This window comes from Apolloniradiicaulis salifontis (assembly GCF_053756655.1).
The window spans coordinates 1,450,710-1,476,408 of record NZ_CM132387.1; the positions used below are offsets into that span (position 1 = coordinate 1,450,710).

Below are 25,699 nucleotides of genomic sequence, written 5' to 3' on the forward strand. Positions count from 1 at the left end.
CAGCGGGTCACCACCTTTGCAGGTGAACCTCTCGATAGGCCTGTTTCGCCTCGGCGATGGCCAGATCGAGGCCGGTCATGTCAACACGCGCGCGCACTAGCACGTCGCCGGTTCCGATTTCGGGAGAAAACAAAAGATCGACTCTCAGTGTATCACTTGACTGAAGGGCCGAGTAGCCGTCTTCCCCATAGAGCCCGACATCCAAGCTCCACGTCCACTCCTCGTTTGCGATAGCGAATTTGTATCCGTCTTCGCTCTCAACAAATCCGTCCCTGCCGACCACAGGTTCGTCAACAAATCGATGCTCTCCAACGAAATTGATACGGTCGAACGAACTCAATCTGTTGAAACCACTAATTGGATTGTCGTCGACACGAACAAATGTGTTTGAGGACATGAATCGTAAGAGCTGAACGCCCTCTTCATAGGCCGAATGTTGCTCATCCGTAGCTTCTGGATGTCGCTCGACTGTAGCTCCAATAGGCACCACGTGCGTCTCATATAGAGCGTCACGTGTGATGAAATCCGGCCCATGCAAACGCCCCACAATCGGACGAAGCTCGAAATCGGCTGCGACAATTTGGTCAAGGCTTTCAGGCGCTCCGAATAGGAAACTCCAAGTCACCGTTGCGATAACCGGGCGTTCCTCGACCACCCATTCTGAACTCTCCCAATATCGTCGCCAGGCGCGTTGGGCGGACGCAGTGTATTGCGAATAATTTATGTCAGCCGATCCTTCGCGGCTGCAAATTGCGATTGGGGACGCCGTCGTGCTAACCACCCAATTGACGTTGCCTGATGAGCCGTAACGAAAGACCTGATCCCGCGACACGTCGCAGAGGGCCTCCGCCGGTGTACCGCGCGACACGTAATTGGCGTCGATCGGAGAGGAATAGACCGCCCACATGCTTCCACCGACGATCGCAGTGATCGAAATACCTTGGAGTGCCAAAGTCGGTGCTATGCGGCCCTTCAGGCCCAAAAATCGGCTGGTGAACGGGTTTGTCACTCCGAAAAACACGGCACCGGCGGCTCCAACAACCCAAAGCCAGTGTGAAGACTTAAGGCCGAGCTCCGCCTGGCTTAGGTCCTCGGTCCACAAAAAAAGGACCAGGCCGGCGATCAAAAGCCCGAGGAGGCTAAACAGAAAGGACAAAATCGAAACGATTAAGCGCACGCCTGCCCCCGCCGCTTGCGGCCGACCTGCCGCCAGTGTTGATGAGAATATATCGTATTCCATACCCATGCACGCCCCTTTTTGGGGGCAGGAGCTCCTCCTGCGCGAGGTTCGCGGGAGGACCGCACACGCCTGTGGAAAACCCCTGCAGCGGCGGACGACGCCGCCCCCGCCGCCCGCCTATAGTGGCCGGTGAACGAATCACGAAAGCGGCATGGGCGGCGTCATGGGCGAGCAGGTCACCGGCGAAGGCGGGCGGATTTTCGAGCAGAGCTTCGATGAGGCGCTGTCCTCGCGCTATCTCGCCTACGCGCTGTCCACCATCACCCAGCGGGCGCTGCCCGATGCCCGCGACGGGCTGAAGCCGGTTCACCGCCGGCTGCTGTACGCCATGCGGCTTTTGAAGCTGGATCCAGAGAGCGCCTACAAGAAATCGGCGCGCGTGGTCGGCGATGTGATCGGCCGCTTCCACCCCCATGGCGACCAGGCCGTCTACGAGGCTCTGGTGCGCCTGGCCCAGGATTTCGCCAGCCGTTATCCGCTGGTCGAAGGCCAGGGCAATTTCGGCAATGTGGACGGCGATGGCGCGGCGGCCATGCGATACACCGAGGCGCGCCTGACCGAAGCCGCGACCCTGCTCCTGCAGGATTATGACGCCGGCACGGTGGATTTTCGCGATACCTATGACGGCGAGGATTCCGAGCCGATCGTTCTGCCCGCGGCGTTCCCTAACCTGCTTGCCAACGGCTCGGCCGGCATCGCGGTGGGGATGGCGACCAATATCCCGCCCCATAACGCAGCCGAACTGTGTGATGCGGCGCGCCACCTGATCAAGACCCCGAACGCCAAGACCGAAACTTTGCTGAATTACGTGCAGGGCCCTGATTTCCCCACGGGCGGCATCTGCGTTGAGTCCCGCGAAAGCATGCTGGACGCCTATGAGACCGGCCGCGGCGGGTTTCGTCTGCGCGCGCGCTGGCGCGGCGAGGTGCTGCGCGAGGGTGAATGGCAGGATGTGGGTATCGATCCCCACGAGGACCTGGCGGCCTGCAAAAAAGAGATGATGGCGCGCAAGCAGTGGCGGGTCGTCGTCACCGAGGTGCCTTACCTGATCCAGAAAGCCCGGCTGATCGAACGTATCGCCTCGCTGCTGGACCAGAAGAAGCTGCCGCTTCTGGGCGACGTCATGGACGAGAGCGCCGAGGACGTGCGCCTGGTGCTGGAGCCCAAGACCCGCACCATCGATCCCGAGTTCTTGATGGAGAGCATGTTCAGGATCACGGATCTTGAGGTGCGCTTTGCACTGAATCTGAACATTCTCGACCCCAGCGGCGCGCCGCGCGTGGTGGGCCTGAAAGAGGCGCTGGAAATCTGGCTGGAACACCGCCGCAATGTAGCGGTCCGCTGGTCTGAGGCGCGTCTGGCCAAGGTGGAGGACCGGCTGGAGGTCCTGGCCGGCTACATGATCGCCTTCCTCAATTTGGATGAAGTGATCCGGATCATCCGCTATGAGGATCATCCCAAAGATCAGCTGATCACCACCTTCACCCTGACCGACCGCCAGGCCGAGGCCATCCTCAACATGCGCCTGCGCTCCCTGCGCAAACTTGAGGAAATGGAGATCCGCGGCGAGGAAGAGCGTCTGCGCGGTGAACGCGACGAGCTGAAAGCCCTGATCGGCGACGAAGCGCTGCAGTGGAAGAAGGTCGACGCCCAGATCGCCGACGTGAAGAAGCGGTTCGGGCCGAACACGAAGATCGGTAAGCGCCGCACCGACTTCGCCGATGCGCCGGACGCCGATCTGGCCGATGCGGTGGAGGAGGCGCTGATCTCGCGCGAACCTGTGACGGTGGTGCTCTCCAAGATGGGCTGGATCCGCGCTCTGAAGGGCCACCAGGACGATTTATCGGCGCTGAAACACAAGGACGGCGACGAAACGCTGTTCGCGGTGAAGGCGGAAACCACAGACAAGATCCTGCTATTCGCCAGCGACGGCCGCTTCTTCACCCTGGATGCGGCCAAGCTGCCCGGTGGGCGCGGGTTCGGCGAACCGGTGCGCCTCATGGTGGACTTGGATGAAGGCGCCGAGCCGGTCTCGCTGTTCCGCTACGAGCCCGAACGAAAGCTGCTGATCGCGCAGACCTCCGGACACGGCTTCATCGTGGCCGAGAAGGACCTGCCGGCCCAGAAGCGGGCGGGACGCCAGGTGCTGAACGTCCAGGCCGGCGAACGCGCCATGACCGCCATGGCCATGGCCGGTGACCGGGTCGCGGTGCTGGGTGAGAACAAGAAGCTTCTGATCTTCGCCGCCGACGAGATCCCGGAAATGACCCGCGGCAAGGGCGTTCGCCTGCTGGGCGGCAAAGGCGGACAGGTCGCCGATATTGCGGTCTTCGATAGCGCCGCCGGGCTGGTGCGGATCGACCCTGCTGGCCGGCGCCACGAGATCGACAACTGGCGGCTGTTCGAAGCCAAGCGCGCCCAGGCCGGTCGTATGGCGCCGCGCGGTTTTACCGCGAAAAAATTCGACGCCCGTTAAGTCTTCGCTTAGCCGGGCGTTGTTGCGCGCCGGTTCTGGGGCTATTCCTGTTTGTAACGGAGTAGGAGGGATTAACCTCCCGTCTTCAACGGAGCGCGCCAAATGGAAATGCTTGTCATTCTCGGTCTGATCATCCTGGTCGGGCTGGTCATCGTCCTGATCTACAACCGCCTCGTGGCGCTGCGTCAGACCACGCGCCAGGCCTGGGGCGATATCGACGTACAGCTCAAACAGCGTCACGATCTCGTGCCGAACTTGGTGGAAACTGTGAAGGGCTACGCCAGCCACGAAAAAGAGACGCTCGAGCGCGTCGTTCAGGCCCGCCAGCAGGCGGTCGACGCCGGCTCCACCAAGGACCTCGCCCAGGCCGAAAACATGCTCTCCGGAGCGCTGCGCCAGCTCTTCGCCCTGTCGGAAAGCTATCCGGACCTGAAGGCGAACCAGAACTTCCTGTCGCTGCAGACCGAGCTGGCGGATCTTGAGAACAAAATCGCCGCGGCGCGCCGCTTCTTCAATAACGCCGTCAGCGAATACAATACCGCGATCGAGCAGTTTCCCGCCGTGGTGCTGGCCAATTCCTTCGGCTTCAAGGGCGAGGAATTCTTTGAGGTCGCTGCCTCCGAGCGGGCGCGTGTGGACGCCGGCCCCCAGGTGAAGTTCTAGAGATTACTCAAACGCGGAGGCGGCGATGACCGCCATCGGCCTGCGCACCCATATCTGGAACAACAACCTGAAAAGCCTCGCGCTCCTCGCTGGCTTTCCAGTTTTGCTGCTGCTTCTGACCTATGCCTGCGTCCTGCTGCTCATCGGCTACGGGGTGACGGGATCAGGACAGGATCTGTTTCTGGCGGATCAGCACGGTAAGGCGCTTTGGATGACAAGGGACGCCGCGCCGTTCGTCGTGGCGGGCGCGGCCATCTGGTTCGTGGCGGCCTTTCTCTGGCGCCAGCAGATCATTGATCGCGCAGCCGGCGCGCGGCGGCTCGAGCGCTCCGATGCGCCGCGCGTCTATAATCTGCTTGAAAATCTCTGCATTTCGCGCGGATTTACCATGCCGGGCCTGCGCATCATCGAGACCGCGTCTCTGAACGCCTACGCCTCGGGGCTGGGTGAAAAGGATGCGGTGATCACCGTGACGCGTGGTCTGGTGAACACGCTCACCGATGATGAGCTTGAAGCGGTTCTGGCCCATGAGCTCACCCATGTGATCAACCGCGATGTCCGGCTTTTGGTGATTGCGGTTGTCTTTGTGGGGATCATCTCGCTGGTCGGCGAGCTCCTGGCGCGCGGCCTGTTTCGTGGCTCGGTCGCCCGGCTGGGCGGTGCGCGCCGGGGCAAGTCCGGTAACTCGGGCGTTTTCTTCGTGATCGCCATCGCGGTGATCGCGGTATGCTGGTTATTGGCTATGCTGATCCGGTTCGCCATGTCACGCTCGCGCGAATACATGGCCGACGCAGGAGCGGTGGAGCTGACCAAAAATCCCGAAGCCATGATCTCCGCTCTGGAGAAGGTTTCGGGTCACAGCAAGGTCGGCGAGGCGCCGCGCGAGCTTCGCCAGATGTTTCTTCATGACGACAGCCCAGGCTTCGCCGGCCTGTTCATGACCCACCCGCCGATCAAGCGGCGGATCGCGGCGCTGCGGACCTTTGGCGGTGTGGAGCCGCCGGCCGGACTGCCGGCCTAGCGCTCGGCGTCGTCCGGATCGTCCACGCCGTCGTCTCCATCTCCGGGCAGAGTGTCCGGCGCGGCGAGGAGACCTTCGAAGCTCTGGGCGTAGATGAACCAGGCGGACGCAAAGAGCGCGGCGATAACCGGACCGACGATGATGCCCACGGCGCCGAACAGGGTGAGGCCGCCAAGCGTGGACAGCAGCACCATGAGGTCGCTCATCTTGGCGTCCTGACCGACCAGCACCGGGCGCAGGAGATTGTCGATGACGCCCACCACGGCCGCGCCCCAAACCGCAAGACCGACGGCTGGAAGCTGTTCGCCGTTGATCCAGAGCCAAAAGGCCGCCGGGAGCCAGACCATGGGCGGACCGATGCCGGGAACGATCGACAGAACGCCCGCGATCGCACCCCAGAACGCCGCGCCCGGCACACCGGCGATGGCCAGGGCGATGCCCGTTAGGGAGCCCTGCACGACGGCGATCACGAATGTGCCTTTCACCGTAGCGCGGATGGTCGACAGGGCGCGCTCGGCCAGAAGATCGCGGTCGCGGGGCTGCATGGGCAACAGGCCCAGCGCTTTCTTGATCGAGCCAGGACCGGCGGTCAGCAAGTAAAACAGGGCGAACAGGAGAATCACCAGGCTGAGAAGGAAACCCAGAACGCCGCCCGTCGCCCGGCGCAGCCCACCCACGAGGATCCCGCCGAGCCCGGAAACCGCCTCACCAAGACGTGTGGCGATCTCGCCCTGATAGGGCGCGAGATTGTCGCGCAGGGGCAGCCAGTCGGGCAGGCCAGCGAAGCCTTCCTCGCGAAAGGCGCGGATCTGCTCCTGCACCCAGGGAATGAAGGTCTGGCCCACGCCCACCGCCTGTTCGGCCACCAGGAACAGAATGGCCAAAAGCGGGATCAGAACCAGAAAGACCGTGACGAAAAGCGTCAGGGTCGCCGCCACTTTGGGGCGCCCGCCCACCAGCTTCGAAAAGAACACCTGCATGGGGAAGACGAAGATCGCCAGCACCGCCGCGAGAAACAGCGCGGAGAGGAAATCCTGGATCATCCACAGGAAGACGCCGCTCAGCGCCAGCGCAAGCAGCACGATGAAGCCGCGCTGCAAGGACAGCCGGTCTTCCTGAAGTTCGCTTTGCTCGTCCTTAGTCATAAAGCAATCCCGGCAGGCCGGTCGCCAGCAAGGGCAGGGCGGCGACCGCGGTGATCATCAGAAGCTGGATCACCACAAACGGCGCAGCCCCGCGATAGATGGCGCCCGTGGTCAATTCAGGTGGCGCGACACCCCGAAGGTAGAAGAGCGCAAAGCCGAAGGGTGGCGTCAGGAAGCTGGTCTGAAGGTTCAGCGCCATCATGACTCCCAGCCATACCGGATCGACGCCCATCATGAGCAGGACCGGCGCCACGATGGGCACCACCACAAAGGTGATCTCGATGAAGTCCAGGAAGAAGCCCAGAAGGAACATCACCAACATCACCACCGCCAGCGCGCCGAACACGCCGCCCGGCACGCTCTCCAGCGCATGACGAACGCTGTCATCGCCGCCAAGTTCCCGGAACACCAGAGCGAAGAGGCTGGCGCCGATGAGAATCACGAACACCATGGCGCTGATCTGGGCGGTGGCTTTCATGACCGCGTCCAGCACGCCGGTGCGAAAAAGGCGGACCAGCGCGAAGAGGCCGCCAAGCGCCGCGAACGCCGATAGCGCGTAGGCGATCATGAGGCCGGTCCCGCTGGCGCCGGAGCGAAGATCAAACACTAGCGGCGAGGCCACCAGCAAGAGCAGCGATGCGGCGGCGAACAGCACGATGAAACGGCCGCGAACCGGATTGCTGGGCGCCCCGGCGTTGCGATAGGCGGCCAGAAGCGTGGCGCCCACCGCGCCGACGCCTGCCGCTTCTGTGGGGGTCGCCAGACCGCCCAGGATCGAGCCGAGCACTGCGATGATGAGCACAAGCGGCGGGATGAGGGCGGCGAAGATCTTGCCCCAGTCGGCCTGCAATTCGCCCTTGGGGATGGCCGGCGCCTGGCTGGGGCGGATCACGGCGATCAGAACCTGATAACCCACATAAAGCGCGACCAGCATCAGCCCCGGGATCAACGCGCCGGCGAACAGATCGCCCACTGAAACAATGTCGGGAGAGAAGATGCCCTGGGCTCGCTGCGCCTCTGCGTAGGCGGAGCTGAGCTGATCGCCCAGCAGCACAAGGACGATGGAGGGCGGGATGATCTGGCCAAGCGTGCCGGCCGCAGCGATGGAGCCTGACGCGAGCGCCGGGTCATAGCCGCGTTTCAGCATGGTGGGCAGTGACAGAAGCCCCATGGTCACCACGGTGGCGCCGACGATCCCGGTGGAGGCGGCCAGAAGCGCGCCCACCAGAACCACCGAGATTCCGAGCCCGCCGCGCAGGCTGCCGAACAGCGCGCCCATGGCCTCCAGCAACTCCTCGGCGACGCGGGACTTTTCCAGCATCACGCCCATGAAGACGAAGAGCGGCACCGCCACCAGGATGGCCTTGTCCATCTCCATGATGTTGCCGTAGATGCGCTGCGGGAAGGCGCGCAGATGCAACGGATCAAAGATGTCCAGCGCGAGGCCGAGCAAAGCGAAGGCGATCCCCACACCAGCCAGCGAGAACGCCACCGGATAACCGCGTAGCAGCGCCGCAAACGCAGCGATGAACATCAGGAAGGGCAGGATCTCGAGAAACAGGGCCATGGGGTCAGATCTCGTGATCGCCGGTGTTGACGCCGGTGGGCGGGGCGGGACGATCCGCCAGGGTAAGTGCGGCGCGCGACGCCATGGACAGGCCCTGCAGGATCATCATCACCGCGAAGAGCGGGATCGAGGTTTTGAGAAGGAAGATCAGGGGAAGGCCGTCGCTCTCGCGCGAGCGCTCCAGAATCCGCCAGGCGCCGCCCACATAGGAGCGAGAGGTCTCAAGGATCAGCCAGCTCATGGGGATGAGGGCGAGATAGGTCCCGGCCAGATCGGTCCAGGCTTTACCCCTCTCGCCAAGCTTTGAGTAGATGATGTCGACGCGTACATGGCCGCCGGTGAGCAGGGCTCCGGCGCTGGACAACAAAAACAGGATGGCGTGCAGATAGATCACGCTCTCCTGAAGCCGTGTCATGGAAGTACCAAAAACATAACGCTGAATCACGATCACGGCTGTGACGATGACGAGGGCGAGCGCCGCCCAGCGCACGGCGTCGGCCACAGTGATCGAGACCGCGTCGATGGCGCGCGCGCAAACCCCGAGCAGGCGCTCGACCCCGGGGGGCAGGCTGGCGAACCGGCCCCAGAACGCAGCGGCGGCTGGGACGAGCAGGAGCGGGCTCAGCGCCAGACCGACCCAGCCGAGGATGCGTCCGAACCCCGACGCGAGGCCCGGCAGATGCACGGAGATCCATCCGCCGAGACCTCCGGAGCTGACCGCATCCGCGACCAGGCCAAGGCCGGTCAACGCCAGCACGCTCAGGAGCAGGACGTCTCCGGCGCGCATGCTATCGTCCAAGGACGAGTTCGCGTTTTTGATAGTAGGGCGCCTCGGAAATGGTCGCCCAGTCCCGTCCGATCCGGCGCGCCTCGATATAGCTTTCAAAAACCCGGCGGGAGAGCGGATCGGCGTTGGCTGTATCCGCCACGACCTGTTCTGAAATCCGGCCGAATTCGCGCCAGATATCGTCGGAGAAGCTGCGAAGCTGAACGCCGTGGTCTTCGGTGAGTGCGCGCAGCGCCAGCCCGTTCTGATAGGTGAATTCTGCCAGCGACTGGTTGTTGGCGGCGCGGCAGGCGGCGCGCACGATCGCCTGCTGGTCTGCCGGCAGACCCTCCCAGACACCGCGATTGATCCCCACCGCAAGCGCCGAGCCCGGCTCATGGACGCCTGGACCGTAATAAAACGGCGCTTCGCGGTAAAATCCGAAGGCGAGATCATTCCAGGGGCCGACCCATTCAGTGGCGTCGATGGCGCCCGACTGAAGCGACTGGTAGATCTCGCCTCCGGACAGCGCCACGGCGGCGCCTCCCAGCTCGCGGATGACATTGCCGCCGAGGCCCGGGATGCGCATGCGCAGGCCGCGGAAATCCGCAAGCGTGTTCACTTCGCGCTTGAACCAGCCGCCCATCTGGTGGCCGGTATTGCCGGCCTGGAAGGCGATCAGGTTGAACTGCGCCGACAGCTCGTCCCAGAGCTCCTGACCGCCGCCGAACTCCACCCAGGCCATGATCTCGTGGGCGGTCATGCCCATGGGCACGGCGCAGAAGAAATTATAGGCTGGCGAACGGCCCTGCCAGTAATACTCGGCCCCGTGATACATGTCCGCGACACCGTTGGAGACGGCGTCAAAAACTTCAAACGCGCCGACGACTTCGCCTGCGCCGAGCACGTCCACCTCCAAAGCGCCGCCGCTCATTTCCTGAATGAACTGGGCGGTGCGTTCCGCCGCGGTGCCCAGGCCCGGAAAGCCCTTGGGCCAGGTGGTGACCATGCGAAGCTTGCGCGTGCGCCCCCGATTCACCGCCGGCGCCGCCGGGGCGGTCTGCTGACCATCCTGCTGGGAGCACGCCGACGCGGCTCCGGCTGCGGCCACGCAGGCCCCTGAGAGAAATGTGCGTCGATCCATGTCGTCCCTCCCCTGGGCGCCGGCGTTTTTCCGCCGATTTCGCCCTTAACCCTGTTACAAATCCCGGCGATCCTGCGGCGCGGGCGCCTCGGCCTCGGCTTCGGCCTTGTTCAGCCGCCGCCAGCCGGTCGGCTCGAGAATTTCCAGCGGCCTGTAGCGCGCCTTGTAGTCCATCTTGGCGCTGCCTTGCACCCAGTATCCCAGATAGATGAAAGGCAGCTGCGCGCGTTGCGCCCGCTGCACATGATCGAGGATCATGAAGACGCCGAGGCTGCGCTTTTCGAGCTCTGGATCGAAGAAGCTGTAAACCAGAGAGAAACCGTCGCTCAGCACGTCCACAAGCACCGCCGCCACAAGGGCGCCGAAACCGTCGCGGTACTCGACGATTTCGGTGCGCTGGGCGCCGTCCTCGATCATGCCGGCGAAGTCGAAGAAATCCATACCGGCCATGTCGCCGTCGCCGTGGCGCGTTTCCAGATAGCGCGACAGAAGCGCAAATTGCTCGGGCGTCGCCTCGCTCGGCTTTTCAACTCGGATGAGGTCGGCGTTCCGCTTCAGCGCCCGCTTCTGGCCGCGGGTCGCGGCAAACTCGCCGACTGGAATTCGCGCTGACTTGCAGGCCGAGCACCGCTCGCAGGCCGGGCGGTAAAGGATGGACTGGGAGCGCCGAAAGCCGGCATGGGTCAGGGTGTCGTTCAGCGCCGGGCCATCGGCCAGCTCAAGCTTGGTGAAGACCTTCCGCTCCATACGCCCGGGAAGATACGGGCACGGAGACGGAGCCGTCAGGAAGAAGGGCAGCTGTTTGGCGGCGAACGGACGGGTCACGGGCGGATCCTACTCCCTTTCCAGCGGCGGTCAGCTTAACCCGCCGAGGCCGGTTGAGAAACTGAACGCGACGTAAGCGGTGAAGACAAGCCAGACCAAAAGAGACAGCGGCGCGCCAGCGCGCAGGAAATCAACAAATTTGTACTTGCCCGGTCCCATCACCAGCAGGTTGGTCTGATATCCGATGGGCGTAGCAAAACAGGTGTTGGCGGCGAACAGGACGGTCAAGGCGAAGAGCTGCGGATCAGATCCGGTCGCACTGGCCGCGCCCACTGCAATGGGCGTGAACAGAATCGCTGTGGCGTTGTTCGACAATACGTTGGTGAGCACCATCACCAGCAGGAATAGAGCCGACAGCAAGGCGGTGACGCCGAACGGCTCGAAAAGTGCCACGACGGTGTAGGCCAGGACGTTCGCCGCGCCGCTGGCGTCCATCGCTTCGCCCAGCGCAAAGGCCGATCCGATCAGCAGGAACAGCTTCAGATCCACCGCGCGCGCCGCTTGGCGCACATTCAGGCATCCAGACGCGATCATCGCCGTCGCGCCCAAAATTGACGCGGCGACGATCGGCAGCACGCCGGTGGAGGCAAGAAGGATCACCCCCAGAAGGATAATGCGCGCTAGGGAGGCTTTGCGAATGTCGGGAAGATCGCTGGTCGCCCACTCCATCAGAAGCACGTCGCGATCGGCGCGCAGGCGGCGCATGGAGTCCGCGCCCCCGAACAAGAGCAGCACGTCGCCCGCCTCAAGGCGGATCTCGCCCATGCGTGCGCGCAGCATCCGGGAGCGGCGCTGCACGCCGAGCACGATGGCGCCGACCGAATGGCGAAACCCAATCTGACGGATGGTGCGCCCGATGAGGCGCGAGCCGGGGGATACCACCGCCTCGGTCAGGGCCAGGCGTTCACCGGGGGTGGGCGCGTCGAGAGGCCCGGCCGAGCGCAGCACGCCCTTGACGAATTCCGGACGGCTGGAGAGCAGCTCTGTGAGTTTCTTGCGGGTCGCCGCCACGATGATCATGTCGCCCGGCTGCACCTCGATCTCGTCGAACGGAGGCAGATAGGCCTGCTCGCCTCGCTGGATCATGCGTACGGTGATATCCTGGAGATCAGGGAACAGGCCGGCCACCGGCTTCTGCCCGGCCAGAGGATGCCCGGAATTCACCTCGATCTGGGCGATGTACTGCTTGCCGGTGCTTCCCGCGAATTCGGACTCCATATCTGCACGCTTGGGTAGGAGCTTTGGCAGGACGAAGATGATGTAGACCATGCCGACGCCGGCCAGGAGCAGGCCCGGGAACATCGGCTCAAAAAAGCCGATGCTTTCGCCCGTCGCCTCCAGCAGGGAGTCTGACACCAGCAGGTTTGTGGATGAGCCGATCAGCGTGGTCATGCCGGCGAAGATGCACACGAAACTCAGCGGCATCATGAAGGTGCTGGGCGAGCCCTTCATGCGCGCGGCGACGGCGGCCAGGATCGGGATGAACATCACCACCACGGGCGTGTTGTTGATGAAGGCGGAGACCACGAAGACCAGCGCGAAGATCGCCAGAATGGTGAGTTTGGGCCGCACGTCGAACATCGACAGAAGCCCGCGCGTGGGCCCGTCCAGCGCGCCGGTGTGGAAGACGCCCTGACCAACGATCAGCAGCGCCATGATGGTGATGAGGGCCGGATTTGCGAACCCGGACAGGATATCGCCTGAATCCGGAGCTTCGGGTCCGCCAAAGAGGTGGAAGAACAAAAGCGCCGCGCATACGATTGCCCCGGAGACAAGCTCCAGAGCGAACCGTTCCCAGCAATAGAACACAATGGCCACGCAGACGCCCGCGAGGACGATCCACATGCGCCAGTCGGTCAATGCGCTGAGTTCTTCCATGCCCGTCCGCTTTGCGCCGCGGCGCGGAATCACGCCGACCAGGCGAGCAGAGTAAACAGGCCTTTGGCTTGAGCGGAAGCGCCGAAAGCGCTAACCGCGCCGTGCGGCTAACGCCGGCTGCTCGGAGGAATGACCGGCGCCTCGCGCAAGAGGGTGATCGACAGGCGTCGATTACCGGGCATGTAGGGATCATCGGGGAACAGCGGTTCGGCGCCCGCCTTGCCGCGAACTTCCGCGATGCGGTGATCGGGAATGCCGGCGCCGGACAGCACCTCCAGAGCCGCATTGGCGCGCGCCGCAGAGAGCTGCCAGTTGGACGGGCCGGACCTCGGAGCAGGGCTTGCGTCGGTGTGTCCAGAGATGCTGATCCGGTTGGGAAGGCGCTGCGCGATCTCGGCCACGGCGCGTAACAGGACGCTGGCGCGTTCATTGGGCTCGATCTGCCCCGGATTGAACATCGGGCGGCCTTCATGGTCCACCAGCTGGATGCGCAGGCCCTCAGGAGTTTCCTCGACAATGACATGGCGTGACAGCTCGGCCAGCTCAGGCATGTCCTGCAGCGCCTGACGAAGAGATTGTTCAGCGCTGGCGAACTGCGCAGACTCCCGGCGCGCCAGGGCGCTGGCGACGGCGTCAGTGGTCACTTCCGGCTCGCTGGAGCCGGCGCCGGAGGTGTCCGGGCTCTGCTGCTGACGTTCGCGGGTGGGCGCCGGGCGCGGCGCGAGGCGGTCAACCACGCTGGCCGATCCCGAGCCGCGCACGCCGTCATCGCCGAACGTCGTGCCGCCAAGCACCCCGCCGGAGCCGGATGTGGACTCAGATAGGCTGGCCGGAGCGAAATAGTCTGCGATGCCCTGACGCTGCTCGGGCTCGGTATTATTGATCAGCCACATCATCAGGAAGAAGGCCATCATGGCGGTCACGAAGTCGGCGTAGGCGACTTTCCAGGCGCCGCCGTGGTGACCGTGCCCACCGCCCTTCTTGACTTTCTTGATGATGATCGGTTGATCCGTCGCCATATCCGTCCACCCTTCGGCATGTTGAGCGGTACTTCTACGCCAACAGGGTTAAGGCTGGGTTTCAAGACGAATCAGGAGACGAGAGTTTGGACAAAGCGCGCGCTTTCCGCGATGCGCTGGGCCGGTTTCCCACCGGCGTGGCGCTTATAACGCTTATGGATGCGGGGCGGGCCCGGGCGATGACGGTGAATTCGTTCTCGTCGGTCTCGCTCGACCCGCCCTTGATCCTGTGGTCAGTCGCCAGAAACTCATTGCGCTACAAGGCGTTTCTGGAAGCGCCCCAGTTTGCGGTGAATGTGCTGGGCGCCGATCAGGCCTTCCTGTCGACGGCTTGCGCGAAGAACGACGATTTGGGCGCATCGGGCGCCCGATGGAGCGCGGGCGCCAACGGTGCGCCGCTGGTGGAGGGCGCCGTGGCGCGCTTCGAGTGTTCGCGCGCCGCGGTGCATGAAGGTGGCGACCATGACATCATTATCGGCGAAGTGACCGAGTTTGACGCTCCGCGCGAAGCGCCCGCGCTGGTGTTTTACCGGTCTGACTACGGCGTCGCCGGCGTAAACAGATAGCTGACGTAAAAGGAAGTCTCATGGCCAAAGTCGCTTTCCTGGGCCTCGGCGTCATGGGCTTTCCCATGGCGGGCCATCTCGCCGCCGCTGGCCACGAGGTGGCTGTGTGGAACCGCACCGCCGGCAAGGCGCGCGACTGGGCGGCGCGCCATGAAGGCGTAGCTCACGCGTCCATCTCCGATGCGGTCGCCGGGTGCGACATCGTCTTCATGTGCCTTGGCGACGATCCGGACGTGCGCGAGGTCGCCGAGCCGGCCCTGGAAGCGATGAAGGACAAGGCGATCCTGGTCGATCACACCACCGCCTCCGCCGAGCTCGCCCGCCAGCTACACGAAGCCGCGCTGGCGGCTGCCGGTATCGGCTTTCTGGACGCCCCGGTGTCCGGCGGTCAGGCTGGTGCGGAGAGCGGTCAGCTTTCGGTTATGGTCGGCGGGGATGCGTCGGTATTTGAACGCGCCAAGCCTGTCATGGAGGTCTACGCCAAGGCCGTGGTCCATTGCGGGGAGGCCGGCGCCGGCCAGCTGACAAAGATGGTCAACCAGATCTGCATCGCCGGCCTGGTCCAGGGCCTGGCTGAAGGCCTGCACTTCGCAAAGCGCGCGGGGCTGGACCCTGAAACCGTCATCGGGGCGGTCTCAAAAGGGGCGGCGCAGAGCTGGCAGATGGAGAATCGCTGGAAGACGATGGTCAGGGACGAGTTCGATTTCGGCTTTGCCGTGAACTGGATGCGCAAGGATCTTCGCATCGCGCTGGAAGAAGCGCGCAACAATGGCGCGCGGCTTCCGGTCGCCGCGATCGTGGACCAGTTCTACGCCGAGATTCAAGCCATGGGCGGTGAACGATGGGATACGTCAAGCCTCATCGCCCGGCTCGAAAACGCTGACGCGAAGGGCCCCAAGGCCAAGCGGGAGTGAGCCTTGGGGGTTGCCTGGATCGAGCTGAGGCGCTGCCTGTCGCGAGCCCGGCGCGGGGATATTCAATGGCTCCCGGATATGTTTGGCCGACCGCTGCGCCCAGTGAATTTAATGGCGAAAGTCGAAAAGCGATCAACGGCCTCCTGGCCTGGGCGATAACACTTCAACGGCTGCCCGCGCGTTAGGGAGCCTGTCAGCCCGCCAGCGGGCGGTTTCAGCACGAAAGCCGTTTCGATGACCGGTCCGCAAATCCTGATATTCGCGATTCTTGCGGTCATGATGGGACTGTTCCTGTGGGGCCGATTGCGTCATGACATTGTCGCCCTGGCGGCGCTGCTGGCGTGCGTCATTGCGGGCGTCGTTCCAGCGAACGACGCGTTTGCGGGCTTCGGTCACCCGGCGGTGATAACGGTGGCGTGCGTGCTCATAATCAGTCAGGGCCTGCGCAATACCGGCGCCGTGGACTGGCTGGTGCGCACCATTCTGCCGCGCGACGCCGGGCGTTTGCTGACCATGCTTTCGCTTCTCGGGCTGGGCGCTGCGCTGTCGGGCTTCATGAACAATGTCGGGGCGATGGCGCTCCTGATGCCGGTCGCGATCCAACTTTCGGGCCGTCTGAATCTGGCGCCGGGGCAGATCCTGATGCCGCTCGCCTTCGGTACGATCCTGGGCGGGATGACAACGCTGGTGGGAACACCGCCCAACTTGATCGTGTCCGGCTTCCGCGAAGAGGCGGGGCTTGGCCAGTTCGCCATGTTTGACTTCGCCCCGGTGGGGATTGCGGTCGCGGTGCTGGGAATCCTGTTTATCGCCGTCATTGGCTGGCGGCTGGTGCCGGCGCGTAAATCAGCTGCGGGGGACGAGTTCGAGACCGGCCGGTATCTGACCGAAGTTCGGGTGCCCGAAAAAAGCAAGGCCGTCGGCCTGACCTTGCGCGGGTTCGAGACCGAGATCGGAGATAGCGGTGCGCAGATCGTTGGGCTGGTCCGCAATGAGGTCCGCATCACGGCGCCCTCAGGCGGGCGGCGCATCAAGGCTGAAGACATTCTGGTGCTTCAGGCCGATGTCGACGCATTGGCCGAAACGCTGTCCGTCTTCGGCATCAAGCTGGAGGAGGAGAAATCCACATCGGAGGACAAGGACGACAAGGCCGGTGAGGCCGAGGACTCCGCCAAGGACGTCGCCAAGGACGCAGCGAAAGATATCGCCAGGACGGAATCAACAGCGGTCAAAAACCCTGAGAACAATGACAAGCCAGAGGACGATGACGATGACGATGACGAGAGCGATGATCGCGACAGCGATGTCGTCCTGCGGGAGCTCGCCGTGCTGCCAGGATCGACCATTGTCGGCCAGTCCGCGAGCGGGCTGAAGCTGCGGGGACGGTATGGGTTAAATCTTCTGGCGGTGTCGCGTGAAGGCCACCCGCCGAAGGCGCGCCTGCGGCATCTCAATCTGAATTCCGGAGACCTGCTGCTCATGCAGGGATCTGGTGAGACCATGGCCGAGTTCATCAATGACACGGGCTGCGTGCCGCTGGGTGAACGTGAATTGCGCATTCCCGACAAGCGCATGGCGATCATCGCCGGCGCGATCATGCTAGGGGCGATCGGTATCGTAACCCTTGGCCTGCTCCCGGCGGCGGCCGCCTTCACGCTTGGTGTGCTGGCCACGATGCTGCTGCGCACCGTGCCTTTGCGGCAAGTTTACACCGCCATCGACTGGCCGGTGATCGTGCTCCTGGGCGCGCTCATACCGGTCGCCGGCGCCATGGAATCAACGGGGGCGGCTGGCTTGCTGGCGCAGTTCCTTGTGGGAACCATCGCGCAGGGCAACGCCGTTGCGGCGCTGGCGGTGGTGCTGATCACTACAATGTTCCTGTCGGATGTGATGAACAACGCGGCGACCGCCGCTGTCCTTTGCCCCATCGCCATCGGCATTGCGGCGGCCCTTGGGGTAAACGCCGACAGCTTCCTCATGGCGGTCGCCATCGGCGCCTCCTGCGCCTTCCTCACGCCTATCGGGCATCAGAACAACACGCTGATTCTGGGGCCCGGCGGATTCCGGTTCGGCGATTACTGGCGCCTGGGCCTGCTGGTCGAAGCGCTTGTCGTCGCGGTCAGCATTCCTTTGTTGCTGATTGTGTGGCCGTTGTAAGCGGAGCGGCGCTGGCGTATTGCGCTGAGCTGAGGGTCAGCGCCGCTCACTCTTCGCGCATTTGCTGGAGCACCTATTGACGTTCGCAAATCCCATCATGCTGTCGTCTTTCGGCGCACGCCCATGAGCATAGCGCTGGTCTTCGCCTTGCTCGATATCGCCGGGATCGCGCTGTTCGCCGCGTCCGGCGGCATCATTGCGGCGCGCAAGGGGCTTGATCCGTTCGGCGCCGCGGTGATCGGTACCGTCGCCGGCATGGGCGGCGGCACGCTGCGCGACATCCTGTTGGGCGAACTCCCCGTCTACTGGATCGAGGCGCCCGGCTATCTCGTCGTCGCCGTCGTGGCGGGCGTCGCGGGCTATTACGGGTCGGAGCTTGTACGCGGCGAGACCGGCGCGCGTCGCCGGGCGCTTGTCTGGGCCGACGCGGCGGGGCTTTCAGTGTTCTGCGTCCTAGGCGCCCAGGCGGGCCTGGCGGCGGGAGCCCACTGGTCCATCGCGCTGGTGACCGGGGTTTTGAGCGCAGCCTTCGGCGGGGTATTGCGCGACGTCATCGTCAACGATGTGCCGCTGATCTTTCGCGAGGACATCTATGCACTGGCGGCCCTTTTCGGCGCCGGCGTCTATGTCGGCCTGGTGGCGCTTGGGCTCGGAGAAACCGTCGCCGCACCCATCGCGGCGCTGGCGGCGTTCACGCTTCGGGCGTGCGCCGTGCAGTTCAAGTGGAGCCTGCCCCCGATCGGGAAGGTCGATTAGCCCAAGCCGCTTTGCTGCGCTCGTTCAGATCCGCTCCAGCGCTTGCATCATGTCCGCGATCAGGTCCGCTTCCGCTTCAATCCCGCATGAAAGCCGCACCAGAGCGTTGGGCGTCGGACTCTCCGGTCCCTCGATGGGCTTTCTGTGCTCGATGAGGCTTTCCACCCCGCCGATGGAGGTGGCCTGCAGGAAAACGTGCGTGGATGCTGCAAGTTTAGCTGCGGCCCGCCCGCCGCCCTCGACCTCCACCGACAAAAGCCCGCCAAAGCCGCCGGTCATCTGGCGAGCTGCAACCGCGTGGCCGTGGTGACGGGTCAGGCCGGGATAGCGCACCGCGGTCACCTTGGGATGGCCCTCCAGCGCCTGCGCCAACGCCATGGCGTTGGCGCTCTGGCGCTCAAAACGCACGAACAGCGTCCGCATTCCACGGATCAGCAGCCAGGTCTCCAGCGAGCCGGGAACGGCGCCTGTCAGGCTGTGCGTGGCGGTGAGGCGGCTCCAGCGCTCGTCTTCAGCCTTCGTGACCACCGCTCCGGCAAGCACGTCGGAATGGCCGTTGAGATATTTGGTGCACGAATGCATGATCAGATCCGCGCCATGCTCGAACGCGCGCGTGGTGCAGGGCGGGGCGCATGTGGCGTCCACAGCCAGCGCGGCGCCGACGTCGCGGGCCACCGACGCGGCCTCGGCCAGATCCACGATCGCCCAGCCGGGATTGGCCGGCGTCTCCACCCAGATCAGCTCCGGCCTCGCCTCGCCCGCCTTGGCGGCGAGATCGCCAGGGAGGGAGGGATCAAACAGCACAAGCCGAATTCGCGCCTGCGCGCCAAGATGTTGAAGCAGTTTCTTCGCGCCGTAATACATCTGGGTCTGCGCCAGGATCGCCGCTCCGGGCGCGACAGTATCGAACACCGCCGCCGCCGCCGCGAGCCCGGACCCGAACAGGCGCGCCGCCGCGCCGCCCTCAAGGGCGGTGAGGATATCTGCGGCGTGAAGCTCCGTCGGTCCCTGCGGCCGGCGGTAATCCATCGGGCCGACGAGCTGATTGTTCGCATCACGCATGAAGGTCGTGGAAGCGTGCAAGGGCGGAATCACCGCGCCGGTCTCGCGATCGGTGCGGTGCAGCGCCTGGGCGGCGAGGGTGGCGGGGTGTTTGGTCACGGGGCTCTTTTCGCAAGACGGACTGCGGCGGTGATCGGCTCGGGCCTGGAATTATCCGTTCAGCACCTTCGCCGCCCGCGGCGCGAAATACGTCAGCACCCCGTCCGCGCCGGCGCGCTTGAACGCCATGAGACTTTCCAGCATCGCCCGCTGCCCGTCGATCCAGCCATTAGCGGCGGCGGCCTCGATCATGGCGTACTCGCCGGAGACCTGGAACACATAGGTAGGCGCTGCAAACTCGCGCTTCACGCGCAAGACGATGTCCAGATAGGGCATGCCGGGTTTCACCATCACCATGTCTGCGCCTTCTTCCAGATCGAGCGCGACCTCGCGGATCGCCTCGTCGGTGTTGGCCGGGTCCATTTGATAGGTCTTCTTGTCGCCGGTCAGCGCGGTCGCCGAGCCGATGGCGTCGCGATAGGGCCCGTAGAAGGCCGAGGCGTATTTCGCCGCATAGGCCATGATCAGCACATGCTCGAAGCCTTCGACGTCCAGCGCCTCGCGTATGGCGCCGACGCGCCCGTCCATCATGTCGGACGGGGCGATCACGTCGCAGCCTGCGCGCGCCTGATTCAGCGCCTGGGAGACCAGCCGCTCCACCGTTTCGTCATTGAGGATACGGCCATCCTTGATGATTCCGTCATGGCCGTGATCGGTGAAGGGATCCAGCGCCACATCGCAGATGATCCCCACCTCCGGCGCGGCGTCCTTCATGGCCTTGATCGCCTGGGCCACCAGCCCGTTCGGGTTGTCCGCCTCGCGCCCCTGCGGGTCTTTCCTGGCGCCGTCAATATTGGGGAAAATCGCAATCGCCGGAATGCCGAGCGCACGCGCGTCGACGGCGGCTTTCGCGGCGTCAGCGACCGTCAGGCGGGTGACGCCCGGCATGGAAGCCACCGGCTCGCTTTCGCTCTTGTCTGTAATCACCATGGTCCAGATCAGATCGTCTGGAGTGAGCGTGTTCTCGCGCATCAAACGGCGCGACCAGTCGTGGGCGCGCATGCGGCGCAGGCGGGTCGAAGGAAATTGAGCCATGGATGAGTTTCAGTGTCGCTGGTTCGAGGACGCCTTAAGCGCCGATTTTCAGGACGCCTGGGGAGCAGGCGGTGTGCGGTCCCCCGCCACGCTTAACCGTGGACGGTTATTTCGCAAGGAGGAAAGAATGACCACAACACCCAGGAAAGCCGGTCTGTACGCTGCGACCGGCGCCGTCATCGGCGCGATCACCAAGTCCGGCGCGACGCCCTCAGGGATGTCCGGCACGAACGGCGTCATCTTGAACGCCGCCCAGAGCGCGGCTGCGAGCCTCTCCAATGGTGCGACCGCCGCGGGCGCTCTCACCGCCGGCGCGCTGGCGGGCAAGGCGACGCTGGTGGCCACGGCTGCGGCGTTTGCGCCGGCGGCCGTCGCCGTTGGCGGCGTGGCTGCTGCGGGTGCAGCCGGTTATGGTCTGTATCGCGGCGCCAAGGCCTTGTTCGGCAAGAAGTAAGCGAGCTGAAGGCGGCCGGGCCGGGGCGTCCGGCTCGGTTGCCGCCGCTGGCTATTAGGACTAGTTAGCGGGCTGTTCCAGCGAGGGAGTAGTCCGTGCATTTTGAGCTGAGTGAAGACCAGACCCTGATCCAGGACGCCGCACGCCGATTCGCCGACGACCGCCTTAAGCCCGATGCAGCACGGTGGGACGAAGAAAAGATCTTTCCCGTGGATGTGATGCGCGAGGCTGCTGAGCTTGGCTTCGCCGGCATTTATACGCGCGATGACGTGGGCGGCTCCGGCATGAGCCGCGTGGACGCGGCGCTGATCTTTGAGCAGCTGTCGCGCGGGTGCGTCTCCACCGCCGCCTTCCTGTCCATTCACAACATGGTCAGCTGGATGATCGACAGCTGGGGGACTGAAGACCAGCGTCAGCGCTGGATCCCGAGGCTCGCCACCATGGAGCTGATCGGGTCCTACTGCCTCACCGAGCCGGGCTCGGGCTCGGACGCGGCGGCCATGCGCACCAAGGCGGTGCGCGACGGCGATTCTTACGTGCTGAACGGCTCCAAGGCCTTCATCTCCGGCGCCGGGACCAGCGACCTTTATGTCGTGATGTGCCGCACCGGCGAGTCCGGTCCCAAGGGTGTCTCCACCATTGTCGTGGAGAAGGGTACGGCGGGCCTCACGTTCGGAGCCAATGAACGCAAGATGGGCTGGAATTCCCAGCCCACCGCCGTGGTGTCTTTCGAAGACTGCCGTGTGCCTGTGGAGAACCGCCTCGGCGAGGAGGGGCAGGGCTTCTCTTTCGCCATGCAGGGACTCAATGGGGGCCGCATCAATATCGGCGCTTGCTCGCTGGGCGGCGCAGCCGAAGCCACTGATCTGGCAATCGACTACGCCAAGGGCCGCAACCAGTTCGGCAAGGCCGTGGCCGACTTCCAGGCGACCCAGTTCAAACTCGCCGATATGGCCACCGAGCTGGAGGCGAGCCGGCTGATGTTGCTGCGCGCCGCCGATGCGCTTGATCGCAAGGACCCGGCCGCGCCGAGATACTGCGCCATGGCCAAGCGCTTCGCCACGGATCTCGGCTTTAAAATCGCCAATGACGCCCTGCAGATCCATGGCGGCTACGGCTATCTGAAAGATTATCCGATCGAGCGCATCGTGCGCGATCTGCGGGTCCACCAGATCCTGGAGGGCACCAATGAGATCATGCGCGTGATCATCGCCAAGGATATACTCAAATAGCCGCCGACGCTTTCAAGCCCTGAAACTGGAGTTCGCCATGACCGACGACGTTATCATCCGCAGAACCGGCGATGTCGGGCGGATCACGCTGAACCGGCCCAAGGCGCTGAACGCGCTGAACCAGGCCATGGTCGAGGCCATGACCGCGGCGCTGCTGGACTGGCAGGACGATGGCGCGGTCAAGGCCGTGGTGGTGGATGGTGAGGGCGAGAAGGGCTTCTGCGCCGGCGGTGACATCCGGATGCTGGCCGAGAGCGGCAAGGCCGGCGACGGGCGCGCCTGGACATTCTGGCGCGACGAATACCGGCTCAACACCCTCATCGAGGAATACCCCAAGCCCTATGTGGCGCTCATCGACGGCGTCACCATGGGCGGCGGCGTCGGGATCAGCGTCCATGGCGAGTTCCGGGTCGCCGGCGACAGGACGTTGTTCGCGATGCCCGAAAGCGGCATCGGCTTTCACCCTGATGTGGGCGGCGCATACTTCCTGCCGCGCCTGGCCGGAGCGCTTGGCGTGTGGATGGGGCTTACGGGCGCACGGCTGAAGACCGCTGACTGCATAGCGACCGGCGTGGCCACGCACTACGTGCCCACCGAGCGCTATGGCGAGCTCATCCACGCCCTCGAGCACGAAAGACTCGACGAGCATGGCGACCGGATTGATGCGCTGCTGGACGGGTTTGGCGGCGACGCCGGAGAGAGCGAGCTGGGTGTTCGCGGCGCCATGATCGATGCGGCTTTCGCCGGCGACGACGTCACGGAGATTCAAAAGCGCCTGGTCGAGGCCGGCGACGTCTGGAGCGAGACGCAGGCCTCGATCCTCAAGACCAAATCGTCCACCTCGCTGGCGGTGACGCTTGCCGCGCTGCGAAAAGGCGCCGATCTCTCCTTTCGCGACGTGATGGTCCAGGATCTGCGCGTCTCGCAGCGCTTCCTCGCCGAAGGGTCGGATTTCTATGAGGGCGTGCGCGCGGTGATCCTGGACAAGGACAACGCTCCCCAGTGGGGCGAGCAGGCGTCGGACTCGCAGGTCGAGGCGTACTTCGCGCCGCTCGGCGAAGAGCAGGAGATGACTTTCCTCGACTAGGCCGACGCTCGTAAAGGCCGGTGCTCGACCGGTTCGGCTGGGTAATCAAAAAAGTATCAGGGAGGCCGCCATGGCCGAAATCGCATTCATCGGACTTGGAAACATGGGCTCGGGCATGGCCGCCAACCTCTTGAAGGCCGGCCATGGCGTGCGGGCTTTCGATCTCAGCCCCGAGGCGGTGAAGGCGCTCGCGAGTAAGGGCGCAAAGCCCGCCGCCAGCGTCGAGAATGCAGTGGAGGGGGCCGATGTGGTGGTCACCATGCTGCCCGCCGGGACCCATGTGAAATCGGTCTATGCCGGCACCGCCGGGGTGTTCTCGCTGGCGACCAAAGACACTGTGCTCATCGACTGCTCCACCATTGATGTGGAGACGGCCCGGGAAATGGGCGATATGGCCGCCTCAAAGGGCTTCAGCTTTGTGGACGCACCTGTCTCCGGAGGGGTCGCAGCGGCCGATGGCGGCACACTCACGTTCATGGTCGGCGGCCCGGAAGAGGCGTTCGCCAAGGCCGTACCGGTCCTTGACGCAATGGGCAAGGCGGTGATCCGCGCCGGTGACGCCGGGGCCGGTCAGGCGGCCAAGATCTGCAACAACATGCTGCTGGCGATAACCATGATCGGCACCTGCGAGGCGATGAATCTCGCGATCAAGCTGGGGCTTGATCCCCAGGACTTCTTCGACATCGCCTCCAAGGCGTCCGGCCAGTCCTGGTCCCTGACCACATACTGCCCGGTTCCGGGACCTGTTCCGGCGGCGCCGTCGAATCGGGACTACAAGCCGGGATTCGCCGCGCCGATGATGCTCAAGGATCTCAAACTCGCCATGGGCGCTGCCCAGCGCGCCGACGTCGCTACGCCCCTGGGCGCCCAGGCCGAGGCCATCTACGAGATGTTCAACGCCAATGGCGGCGCACAGATGGATTTCTCCGGAGTGATCAAGCTTTTGTCCGGCGAACTCGCCTCCAAAAACTGACTTTGAGAAGCGTTTTCAAATACTAGGCGCGACGTTTGGTCATCGGGGGAAGACGAGAGCGGTCGACTGGACTATTTCTGTCGTGCAACATTCACAAGCCATGGAGAGTCGTCGGCGCTCCCCCGTTTTCGCCGGCGCAGAAACGATGGATTACCGCAGCGTCTTCAAAGCCTCGCTCGCCCGCGTCCGTGCGGAGGGCCGCTACCGCGTGTTCGCGAATCTTCGCCGCGTCCGCGGTCAATTTCCCCAGGCGCACTGGCGCACGCCCGCCGGTGATGTGCGCGACGTGGTGGTCTGGTGCTCCAACGATTATCTGGGAATGGGACAGAGCCCCTGCGTAACCGGCGCCATGAAGCAGGCGATTGATGATGTGGGCGCCGGCGCAGGCGGAACGCGCAATATCTCCGGCACCACCCACTACCACGTGGAGCTGGAGGCGTCGCTTGCCGATCTTCACCACAAGGAATCGGCGCTCCTTTTCACCTCCGGTTATATCGCCAATCAGGCGACCATCGCCACGCTCGGCAAGATCCTGCCGGGGCTGATCATTTATTCCGACGCGCTGAACCACGCCTCCATGATCGAGGGTGTGAAGGGCGCCAACTGCGAGAAGCATGTGTGGCGGCACAATGATGTCGCTCATCTGGAGGCGCTGCTGAAAGCGTCGCCCGCCGATGCGCCCAAGCTCATCGCGCTTGAGTCGGTTTATTCCATGGACGGCGATATCGGCCCTCTTCACGATGTTTGCGACCTCGCCGACAAATACGGCGCGTTGACCTATCTTGATGAAGTCCACGCGGTCGGCCTTTATGGCCTGCGCGGCGGCGGCGTCGCCGAGCGTGACGGGCTGCTGGACCGCTTTGACATCATCGAAGGTACGCTGGGCAAGGCGTTCGGCGTGATGGGCGGCTATATCGCTGCAGACGAGGTGATTGTTGATGCAGTTCGCTCCTCTGCGCCGGGCTTCATCTTCACCACCTCGCTGGCGCCGTCTCTGGCTGCGGGAGCCCGGGCGAGCGTGGAATATCTCAAGGCCGCCCACCATTTGCGCGAGCAGCATCAGGAGCGCGCCGCGACCCTGAAGCGCCGCTTCGCCGAAGCCGGCCTTCCGGTGATGGACAACGGCACCCATATCGTGCCGCTGCATGTGGGCGATCCGGTGTTGTGTAAGCGAATGACGGATGAACTGCTCATCGAGCACGGGATCTATGTGCAGCCGATCAACTATCCCACCGTTCCCAAGGGGACCGAGCGGATGCGCATGACCCCGACGCCGCTGCACACCGACCAGATGATGGATCAGCTGATAGACTCGGTGAAGGCCGTCTACGCCCGCCACGCCGCATCAAAGGTGGCGTGATGGTCCAGCGCGATCCGCTTTCGGGTCGTGAGGTCATCTTCGAGTTTGTATCGCTGGGCGATTCGGTGCGCGTTGCGGCGGTGGACGTCGCCACCGGCGAGGAGGTCGTAATCACCGGCCCCAAATCAACACCCCAGCGCGACTTGGAGCGGATCGCGGGACGTAAGCTTGCGCGCAAGCTGGGCCTGATCGTGAAAGACCCGGACACAAAAACGCCCCGGCGCGGCGGCCGGGGCGTGATCGTGTAATCAAGGGGCGAT

23 protein-coding genes are annotated in these 25,699 nt (G+C 64.2%); 13 read left to right on the forward strand and 10 right to left on the reverse strand.

From position 1 onward, the window contains the following. Nucleotides 1–7 precede the first annotated feature (7 nt). On the reverse strand, nt 8–1,246 hold the full coding sequence (locus ACWCOP_RS07070; protein WP_478250521.1) for a hypothetical protein: 1,239 nt from the start codon (nt 1,244–1,246) through the stop codon (nt 8–10). Nucleotides 1,247–1,403: 157 nt separating this feature from the next. Between ACWCOP_RS07070 and parC the strand changes: the two genes are divergently transcribed. The 3 genes from parC (at nt 1,404) to ACWCOP_RS07085 (ending at nt 5,400) form a co-directional block, all read left to right on the forward strand. Then, nucleotides 1,404–3,716 carry a DNA topoisomerase IV subunit A gene (parC, locus tag ACWCOP_RS07075; protein WP_478250522.1) on the forward strand — a complete coding sequence of 771 codons (2,313 nt, stop codon included), beginning with the start codon at nt 1,404–1,406 and terminating at the stop codon, nt 3,714–3,716. Nucleotides 3,717–3,818: 102 nt separating this feature from the next. Beyond that, entirely contained in the window at nt 3,819–4,379 is a 561-nt protein-coding gene (locus ACWCOP_RS07080; protein ID WP_478250523.1) for a LemA family protein, read from the forward strand. Nucleotides 4,380–4,404: 25 nt separating this feature from the next. Beyond that, nucleotides 4,405–5,400: a M48 family metallopeptidase gene (locus tag ACWCOP_RS07085; protein ID WP_478250524.1), complete on the forward strand. Its 996-nt coding sequence runs from the start codon at nt 4,405–4,407 to the stop codon at nt 5,398–5,400. Here ACWCOP_RS07085 and ACWCOP_RS07090 read toward each other — a convergent pair. From ACWCOP_RS07090 to ACWCOP_RS07120, 7 genes are all read right to left on the reverse strand, one after another. Next, nucleotides 5,397–6,545 (reverse strand): AI-2E family transporter, encoded by a 1,149-nt coding sequence (locus ACWCOP_RS07090; RefSeq protein ID WP_478250525.1) that lies wholly within the window; start codon nt 6,543–6,545, stop codon nt 5,397–5,399. The genes ACWCOP_RS07085 and ACWCOP_RS07090 overlap by 4 nt on opposite strands. Beyond that, on the reverse strand, nt 6,538–8,112 hold the full coding sequence (locus tag ACWCOP_RS07095; protein ID WP_478250526.1) for a TRAP transporter large permease: 1,575 nt from the start codon (nt 8,110–8,112) through the stop codon (nt 6,538–6,540). The genes ACWCOP_RS07090 and ACWCOP_RS07095 overlap by 8 nt, the downstream gene beginning before the upstream one ends. A gap of 4 nt (nt 8,113–8,116) precedes the next feature. Continuing rightward, on the reverse strand, nt 8,117–8,899 hold the full coding sequence (locus ACWCOP_RS07100) for a TRAP transporter small permease subunit (protein WP_478250527.1): 783 nt from the start codon (nt 8,897–8,899) through the stop codon (nt 8,117–8,119). A gap of 1 nt (nt 8,900) precedes the next feature. Further along, a complete protein-coding gene (locus tag ACWCOP_RS07105) occupies nt 8,901–10,022 on the reverse strand; it encodes a TRAP transporter substrate-binding protein (RefSeq protein WP_478250528.1) in 1,122 nt (373 codons plus the stop codon). Nucleotides 10,023–10,076: 54 nt separating this feature from the next. Continuing rightward, complete coding sequence (locus tag ACWCOP_RS07110; protein ID WP_478250529.1) at nt 10,077–10,847, reverse strand: arginyltransferase; 771 nt, start codon at nt 10,845–10,847, stop codon at nt 10,077–10,079. Nucleotides 10,848–10,877: 30 nt separating this feature from the next. Beyond that, nucleotides 10,878–12,725 carry an SLC13 family permease gene (locus ACWCOP_RS07115; RefSeq protein WP_478250530.1) on the reverse strand — a complete coding sequence of 616 codons (1,848 nt, stop codon included), beginning with the start codon at nt 12,723–12,725 and terminating at the stop codon, nt 10,878–10,880. A gap of 107 nt (nt 12,726–12,832) precedes the next feature. Then, nucleotides 12,833–13,744: a flagellar motor protein MotB gene (locus tag ACWCOP_RS07120; RefSeq protein ID WP_478250531.1), complete on the reverse strand. Its 912-nt coding sequence runs from the start codon at nt 13,742–13,744 to the stop codon at nt 12,833–12,835. A gap of 86 nt (nt 13,745–13,830) precedes the next feature. Here ACWCOP_RS07120 and ACWCOP_RS07125 point away from each other — a divergent pair, with 86 nt between their 5' ends. From ACWCOP_RS07125 to ACWCOP_RS07140, 4 genes are all read left to right on the forward strand, one after another. Then, nucleotides 13,831–14,310, forward strand: a complete 480-nt coding sequence (locus ACWCOP_RS07125) for a flavin reductase family protein (protein ID WP_478250532.1) — start codon at nt 13,831–13,833, stop codon at nt 14,308–14,310. 20 nt (nt 14,311–14,330) lie between these two features. Then, nucleotides 14,331–15,224, forward strand: coding sequence for an NAD(P)-dependent oxidoreductase (locus tag ACWCOP_RS07130; RefSeq protein ID WP_478250533.1), 894 nt, complete (start codon nt 14,331–14,333; stop codon nt 15,222–15,224). 234 nt (nt 15,225–15,458) lie between these two features. Continuing rightward, entirely contained in the window at nt 15,459–17,381 is a 1,923-nt protein-coding gene (locus ACWCOP_RS07135) for an SLC13 family permease (protein WP_478250534.1), read from the forward strand. A 123-nt stretch (nt 17,382–17,504) separates the two neighbouring features. Further along, nucleotides 17,505–18,137, forward strand: coding sequence for a trimeric intracellular cation channel family protein (locus tag ACWCOP_RS07140; RefSeq protein WP_478250535.1), 633 nt, complete (start codon nt 17,505–17,507; stop codon nt 18,135–18,137). Between the two features lie 24 nt (nt 18,138–18,161). On the opposite strand, the gene ACWCOP_RS07145 is transcribed toward ACWCOP_RS07140, so the two are convergent. After that, nucleotides 18,162–19,298 (reverse strand): trans-sulfuration enzyme family protein, encoded by a 1,137-nt coding sequence (locus ACWCOP_RS07145; RefSeq protein WP_478250536.1) that lies wholly within the window; start codon nt 19,296–19,298, stop codon nt 18,162–18,164. Between the two features lie 51 nt (nt 19,299–19,349). After that, nucleotides 19,350–20,333, reverse strand: a complete 984-nt coding sequence (hemB, locus tag ACWCOP_RS07150; protein ID WP_478250537.1) for a porphobilinogen synthase — start codon at nt 20,331–20,333, stop codon at nt 19,350–19,352. 127 nt (nt 20,334–20,460) lie between these two features. Here hemB and ACWCOP_RS07155 point away from each other — a divergent pair, with 127 nt between their 5' ends. From ACWCOP_RS07155 to ACWCOP_RS07180, 6 genes are all read left to right on the forward strand, one after another. Next, nucleotides 20,461–20,787 (forward strand): hypothetical protein, encoded by a 327-nt coding sequence (locus tag ACWCOP_RS07155; protein WP_478250538.1) that lies wholly within the window; start codon nt 20,461–20,463, stop codon nt 20,785–20,787. A 95-nt stretch (nt 20,788–20,882) separates the two neighbouring features. Beyond that, nucleotides 20,883–22,019, forward strand: a complete 1,137-nt coding sequence (locus ACWCOP_RS07160) for an isobutyryl-CoA dehydrogenase (RefSeq protein ID WP_478250539.1) — start codon at nt 20,883–20,885, stop codon at nt 22,017–22,019. 37 nt (nt 22,020–22,056) lie between these two features. After that, nucleotides 22,057–23,106, forward strand: a complete 1,050-nt coding sequence (locus ACWCOP_RS07165) for an enoyl-CoA hydratase/isomerase family protein (protein ID WP_478250540.1) — start codon at nt 22,057–22,059, stop codon at nt 23,104–23,106. 70 nt (nt 23,107–23,176) lie between these two features. After that, entirely contained in the window at nt 23,177–24,079 is a 903-nt protein-coding gene (mmsB, locus tag ACWCOP_RS07170; protein WP_478250541.1) for a 3-hydroxyisobutyrate dehydrogenase, read from the forward strand. Between the two features lie 145 nt (nt 24,080–24,224). Next, entirely contained in the window at nt 24,225–25,439 is a 1,215-nt protein-coding gene (gene hemA / locus ACWCOP_RS07175; protein ID WP_478250542.1) for a 5-aminolevulinate synthase, read from the forward strand. Further along, entirely contained in the window at nt 25,439–25,687 is a 249-nt protein-coding gene (locus tag ACWCOP_RS07180) for a DUF6898 family protein (RefSeq protein WP_478250543.1), read from the forward strand. Before hemA ends, ACWCOP_RS07180 begins: the two co-directional genes overlap by 1 nt. Nucleotides 25,688–25,699: the final 12 nt, after the last annotated feature.